5 protein-coding genes are annotated in these 5,989 nt (G+C 69.6%); 3 read left to right on the forward strand and 2 right to left on the reverse strand.

Annotation, left to right across the window (positions count from 1 at the left end):
• Nucleotides 1–253: 253 nt before the first annotated feature.
• A complete protein-coding gene (eutB, locus tag VF697_RS12490; protein ID WP_331094593.1) occupies nucleotides 254–2,551 on the forward strand; it encodes an ethanolamine ammonia-lyase subunit EutB in 2,298 nt (765 codons plus the stop codon).
• 3 nt (nucleotides 2,552–2,554) lie between these two features.
• Here eutB and VF697_RS12495 read toward each other — a convergent pair whose 3' ends face one another.
• Nucleotides 2,555–3,541 carry an alpha/beta hydrolase gene (locus VF697_RS12495; protein ID WP_331094595.1) on the reverse strand — a complete coding sequence of 329 codons (987 nt, stop codon included), beginning with the start codon at nucleotides 3,539–3,541 and terminating at the stop codon, nucleotides 2,555–2,557.
• Between the two features lie 240 nt (nucleotides 3,542–3,781).
• Between VF697_RS12495 and VF697_RS12500 the strand changes: the two genes are divergently transcribed.
• Both VF697_RS12500 and VF697_RS12505 read left to right on the forward strand, forming a co-directional pair.
• Nucleotides 3,782–4,579, forward strand: a complete 798-nt coding sequence (locus VF697_RS12500; RefSeq protein ID WP_331094597.1) for a lysophospholipid acyltransferase family protein — start codon at nucleotides 3,782–3,784, stop codon at nucleotides 4,577–4,579.
• 3 nt (nucleotides 4,580–4,582) lie between these two features.
• On the forward strand, nucleotides 4,583–5,560 hold the full coding sequence (locus VF697_RS12505; RefSeq protein WP_331094599.1) for an SDR family oxidoreductase: 978 nt from the start codon (nucleotides 4,583–4,585) through the stop codon (nucleotides 5,558–5,560).
• Between the two features lie 21 nt (nucleotides 5,561–5,581).
• Here VF697_RS12505 and VF697_RS12510 read toward each other — a convergent pair.
• On the reverse strand, nucleotides 5,582–5,989 hold a 408-nt coding region (locus tag VF697_RS12510; protein WP_331094601.1), incomplete at its 5' end, for a DUF4276 family protein.

Here is a 5,989-nt window from a genome sequence, read left to right on the forward strand (position 1 = left end):
GGACATCGCCGTGGAGCTGCACCCGCGCTCGGCGGCGCCCCAGCTCATCCTGAGCGGTGCCATCACCCACTCGCTGGTGGTGGTGGCCTTCTTCCTGGAGCGCCTGCACGCCGAGGCCCCGGGCACTCGCTGAAATTGTCGGGTGGTCATCCGCGTTGGACGGCGGCGTCACGCAGGAGACCCCTCACTGCCGGGGGGCCCGGTGACACGGAATCGGGGCGGCATTAGCCTCTGCCCCCGAGGTGAGCTCGCCATGGCGGAAAGCCTGACGCATCCACTCGAGGAGCCCCTGCCGCTGGCTCCAGTGGCCCTGCCCCCCGATGCCGGCCGCGAACACTCGCGCGTCTCCCTGCCGGACCCCCTCCCCGACGAGGACGTGTTCGCCTACGTGCGGCGTGTGCGCGGCACCTTCGAGCCTCGGCTGTACCAGCAGGTCGTTGGTGCCGCAAACGAGTTCAAGGAGGGGGACGCGGCCATCGGCGTCGCCGCGGCCAACGAGGTGTCGCGCCGCAACGCCCGGGCCCTGCTCGCGCGCACGCGCCTCGGTGACCTCGATGCGTACCCGCTGATGGAGGAGCGGCTCTACTCGTACATGCAGGGGGCGCTCGACGCCTCGGCGCAGGCGCGTACCGCGAGCTGGACGCTGGGCGAGCTCAAGGCCTTCCTGCTGTCGGCGAGCGAGGAGGCCATCCACGAGCTCAAGGACGGGCTGAGCAGCGACGCCATCGGCTGCGTGGTGAAGCTGATGAGCAACGAGGAGCTCGCCTCCATCGGCCGCAAGGTCTTCAACCCGCTGCCCGGCGGCAAGGTGGGCGCGAAGGGCTACCTGGGCGCGCGCATCCAGCCCAACTCGCCCACGGACCACCCGGACGACATCCGCTGGCAGGTCTTCAACGGCTGGAGTTTCGCGGTGGGCGACGTGGTGCTCGGCACCAACCCCGTGTCCTCGACGCCCGAGTCCGTGGCCGCCGTGGAGTCCGCCCTGCATGAGCTTCTCGTGACGTTCGGGCTCCAGGACGTCATGCCCCACTGCGTGCTGGCGCACGTGGACGTGCAGGCGGTGGTGGAGGCCATGCAGCCGGGCACCACGGGCCTGTGGTTCCAGAGCCTGGGCAGCACCGAGGCCGCCAACCGCACCTTCGACGTCACCCTGGAGAAGATGGAGGCCCACGCCGCCGCGCGCACCGGGCGCTGGGGCATGTACTTCGAGACGGGCCAGGGCGCCGACGCCACCAACGGCCATGCCGCCGGCGTGGACATGGTGGTGCACGAGGCGCGCAAGTACGGCTTCTCGCGCGCCCTCACCCAGCGCATCGCCGCCGCGCAGGAGCGTGCCGGCCACGAGTCCGCCCCGTGGGTCATCGTCAACGACGTGGCCGGCTTCATCGGCCCCGAGGTGTTCCGCACCCGCGAGCAGCTCGTGCGCTGCTGCCTCGAGGACATCGTCATGGGCAAGCTGCACGGCCTGACGATTGGCCTGGATGTCTGCTCCACCCTGCACATGGACGTCTCGCTGGACGACCTGGGCTGGTGCCTGGAGCAGCTCATGCCGGCCAACCCCGGCTACCTCATGGCGCTACCCACCCGGAACGATCCGATGCTCAGCTACCTGACCACGGCGTTCCAGGACCACGTCCGCCTGCGCGAGAAGTTCGGCTACAAGGTGGACGACCGGCTGTGGGCCTTCTTCCAGCGGCTCGGCGTCATCGACGCGCACGGCCGCCCCACCGAGCACTTCGGTGACCCCGCCTGGGTCTACCTCCAGTACCGCCGCCACAAGGGCGACACCCGGCCCGACGCCGACGTGCTCGCCGAGGCCGCGCGGCAGATGGCCGAGGTGCGCGCCCGGGGCGTCCCTCTCGCCGTGGGCCATGGCGAGCAGCCGTGGGAGTTGGAGCCCTCGCTCGACCGGGAGATCCGCGGGCTCTACGACGACGCCAAGGCCGGCCTCTGGTCCGACCTCTCTCCGGATTTCATCGCGACGCTTCCCGACGCCGTGCGCCTGCGCACCCGCGCCTCCAACCGCCGCGACTACATCCTCCACCCGCCCTCGGGCGAGCAGTTGGATCCCGCCTCCGAGCGCCTCCTGGAGTCGCTGCGCGCGCACCACGCCGGCCGGTATGACGTGCAGCTCGTCGTCTCGGACGGACTGGACGCGCGCTCCCTCATGGACGAGGGCCACCTCCACCCCTTCCTCACCGCGCTGCGCACCCGGCTGGAGGCCACTGGCCGCCGCGTGGCCCCCGAGCACCTCGTGCTGGCACACGGGCGCGTGCGGGCCGGCTACCGCGCCGGGGAGCTTCTCTTCGGGGATCCGGCGGCGGAGGGGCCCCGGGCGCTCATCCACGTCATTGGCGAGCGCCCCGGCTCCGGGCACCACAGCTTCTCCGCCTACGTCACCGCGCCCGCCGCCCGCGTCTGGGCGAAGCCGGGAGCGGTGGACCACAACATCACCCGCGTGGTGGCGGGCATCTCCGATACCAGCCTGCGGCCCGAGACCGCGGCGACGGAGGTGGCGCGCCTCCTCGGCGAGCTCACCTCCGCGTCCTGAGTCTCAGCGGGCCAGGGAGCGGATCCACGCGTCGATGCGCTCCCAGCCCTCCACCCGGTTGTAGTGGCCGTTGAAGACATGCCCGGTGTGGGAGATGGGGTCCACCCGCACCCGCGGCGAGTTGGGATAGGCCTGGGCCTCGGTCGCGGCGTTGGCGGCCGGGGCCATCAGGTCATTGTCCCCGAGCTGCACCATCACCGGCACGGTGAGCGCCTGGGTCGGGATGAGCTGCGGATAGGTCAGCATGATCAGCAGGTCCATCAGCTGGCCGCGCGACACCGCGTCCGAGATGACCTCGTTGTCGTAGGCGATGACCTCCGGGTCCGCGTTCGCCGCGTCGTAGAAGAGGGGCGCCCGCATCTCGCCCGGCAGGCGGATGTACGGGCCCTGCTGCAGGAAGAGCCCGATGACGTCGGGGCTCACCGGCACCGAGTGCAAGGTGTTCAACCAGCCCGTCATCACCACCGCCTGCGCGTCGCCGTACAGCGCCTGCGCGAAGGTGGAGATGAGCGCCCCGTTGGAGTGCCCCACGTAGACGAGCGTCTCGAAGGTGTCCTTCTGCGCCGTGGCCCGGAGCTGCTGGGCCACCTGGTGCAGGGCGCTCGCCGACTCCGCCAGGTTGAGGAAGTCCCCATTGGGCTTGTCGCTCTCACCGGCGCCCGGCAGATCCAACGCGAGCACCGCGTAGTGCTGGCGGGCCATGTAGCGCGCGTACGAATAGTCCTGGCCGTCGATCTCCGGCAGGTCCCAGTACCCGTGGTTGTAGGTGATGCCGTGGGTGAGAATCTGCACCGGCCGGTTCTCCAGGCTGCCCTGGTAGTAGAGGTAGCCCACCACCGAGTACGTGCCCCCATCGGACAGGCGGACCGGGAACACCCGGCGCTCCACCTTCACGTCTCGTGACCCGCTCGCCTCGGCCGTCCCTGGCAGGGCGAACACCACCCCCAACACCAGCGCCACCCAGGCTCCCACGACACGCATCATCCTCATGGCCGTACCTCCAAGCACTTCTTCACTGCAAAATTGCAAAGACACCAAACTCCGAAAGGCCTGATATTCCTGGCTGTCTGGTATATCCAATGAAAATATCTTTCCGGGGAAAACACAAGGTACTGGGAAGCAGGACTCCGAGTGTGAGGACTTGCGATGCGGGGCGGGCAACGTCGCCGCCCGGGCGCGTGGGAGATCTGCCACGATGGCTCGCCTAGAAAGATCCGGAGGGGAGCAGGTGTGACGCGTGACTCGGTGAAGGCCCGGCTGGAGCGGATGGAGCTGCCATTCAACGCGTACGGGGTGGACCCGTACGGCGTGTCCAAGTGGCACCTGGGCGTCGTCTTCGAGGCGATGTCCTTCTTCTACCGGCAGTACTTCCGGGTGAAGTGCCATGGCATCGAGCACGTGCCGGCGCGCGGGCGGGCCATGCTAGTGGGCAACCACTCGGGAGGGGTGGCGGTGGACGGCGCCATGGTCGTCACCTCGTGCTTCCTGGAGATGGAGCCGCCGCGGCTGGCGCAGGGCATGGCGGAGAAGTTCATCAACGCCATTCCGGTGGCCTCCACATGGACTAGCCGCTGCGGCCAGTTCCCCGGCCTGCCCGAGCACGCGGTGCGCCTGCTGGAGGAGGACCGACTGCTGATGGTCTTCCCGGAAGGCGCGCGCGGCACCGCGAAGCTCTACCCCCAGCGCTATGATCTGGTGGAGTTCGGCACGGGCTTCATGCGCCTGGCGCTCAAGACGCGCTCGCCCATCATCCCATTCGGCTTCCTCGGGGGCGGAGCCGCCATCCCCACGGTGGCCAACCTCTACCGGCTGGGCAAGGTGCTCGGGATGCCCTACGTCCCCGTCACCCCCTACCTGCTGCCCCTCCCCCTCCCCGTCCCACTGGAAATCCACTATGGCGAGCCCATGCTCTTCGAGGGCTCGGGCGACGAGGATGACGTGATCATCCAGGGCTACGTGGAGCAGGTGAAGGCGCGCATCGCGGACATCATCGATCGGCGCCGTCACGAGCGCTGGGAAGGGCGTTGAGCCATGAGGGTCCTCATCCTCGGCATTGGTGGAGCGGTGGCGCAGCGGGTGGCACTGGCGCTGCGAGCCCAGGGGCACACGGTGATGGGCATCGACACGCGGCCGTGGGAGGAGGCGCCCGCGGACATCGAGGTGCACGCGGTGGACCTGCGCAAGCGGCCGGCGGAGGACGTCTTCCGCACGCGGCGGCCCGAGGTCGTGGTGCACATGGCCACGGTGACGTCGCTGCGCGTGCAGGGAGAGGAGCGCCACCGCATCAACCTGGGCGGCACGCGCGTGGTGTTCGAGCACTGCCGCGCCTACGGGGTGAAGCACGCCGTCTTCGTGGGCCGGCACACCTTCTACGGGGCGGCACCGGACTCGGCGCTGTACCACACCGAGGACGAGCCCCCGAAGGAGCTGGCCTCCTTCCCGGAGCTGGCGGATCTGGTGGCCGCGGACCTCTATGCCTCCACCGCGCTGTGGCGCTACCCGGAGCTGACCACCTCGGTGTTGCGCGTGTGCTACACGCTCGGCCCCTCGGCGCAGGGCACGCTGGCCACCTTCCTGCGCGGCCGGCGCGTGCCCATGGTGGCGGGGCATGATCCCCTCTTCCAGTTCATGCACGAGGACGACGTGGCGGCGGCCATCGCGCTCACGGTGGAGAAGCGGGCCCGCGGCGTCTTCAACCTGGCGGGCCCGCAGCCGCTGCCGCTGTCCGTCATCATCCGCCAGGCCCAGCGCCAGCCGGTGCCCCTGCCGATGATGGTGCTGCGCCAGCTCCTCGGCCGCTTTGGCCTGCCGCGACTGCCGCCCGGGGCGCTCTACCACCTGCAGTACCCCATCGTGGTGGACGCGCGCGCCTTCCAGACCGCCACCGGCTTCACCTACCGCCACGACGAGGTGCGGACCATCGAGGCCTTCCTGGCGGCCCACCCGCCCCCACGCCCGCGGCGCGAGGAGCTGTTCGACAAGCTGGAGGCCCTCGGGGTGCTGAAGTAACGGACTTCTTTCAAGCGCCCCTCAGGGCGAGGCGGCTTGCGCCAGCGACAGCATGTCCTGGAGCAGCCGCCCCAGGTACGGACACTTCGCCTGCGCCACGTCGGGCGACAGCTTTGCGAAGAGGTTGGCCCCGTCGATGAGCTTCTTGTAGGGCCTGCCCAGCTTCTCCTTGTACAGACGCTCCAGGAGCTTCGCGGGCGGCTCGTTGAAATTCACCGATTCGGGTCGGGCGCACTTGCCGGGCAGGGACTGCTCCACGGGAGCAGGCAGGCGTGTCGGATCCGCCAGCAGCCATGCTTCCGTTTCATGCACTGCGAAGTGCTGGTGGAATCGCGGATGCCCCACCCGCGCTTCGAGCCAGGACTTGGCCCAGTCGTACCGCTCGGCCGCACTCGTCTTGTCGGCCGGGTAGAACTTCGGCCCGTAGAG

Source organism: Archangium sp., from assembly GCF_036388035.1.
In the GTDB taxonomy this organism is placed as follows: Bacteria; Myxococcota; Myxococcia; order Myxococcales; family Myxococcaceae; genus Archangium.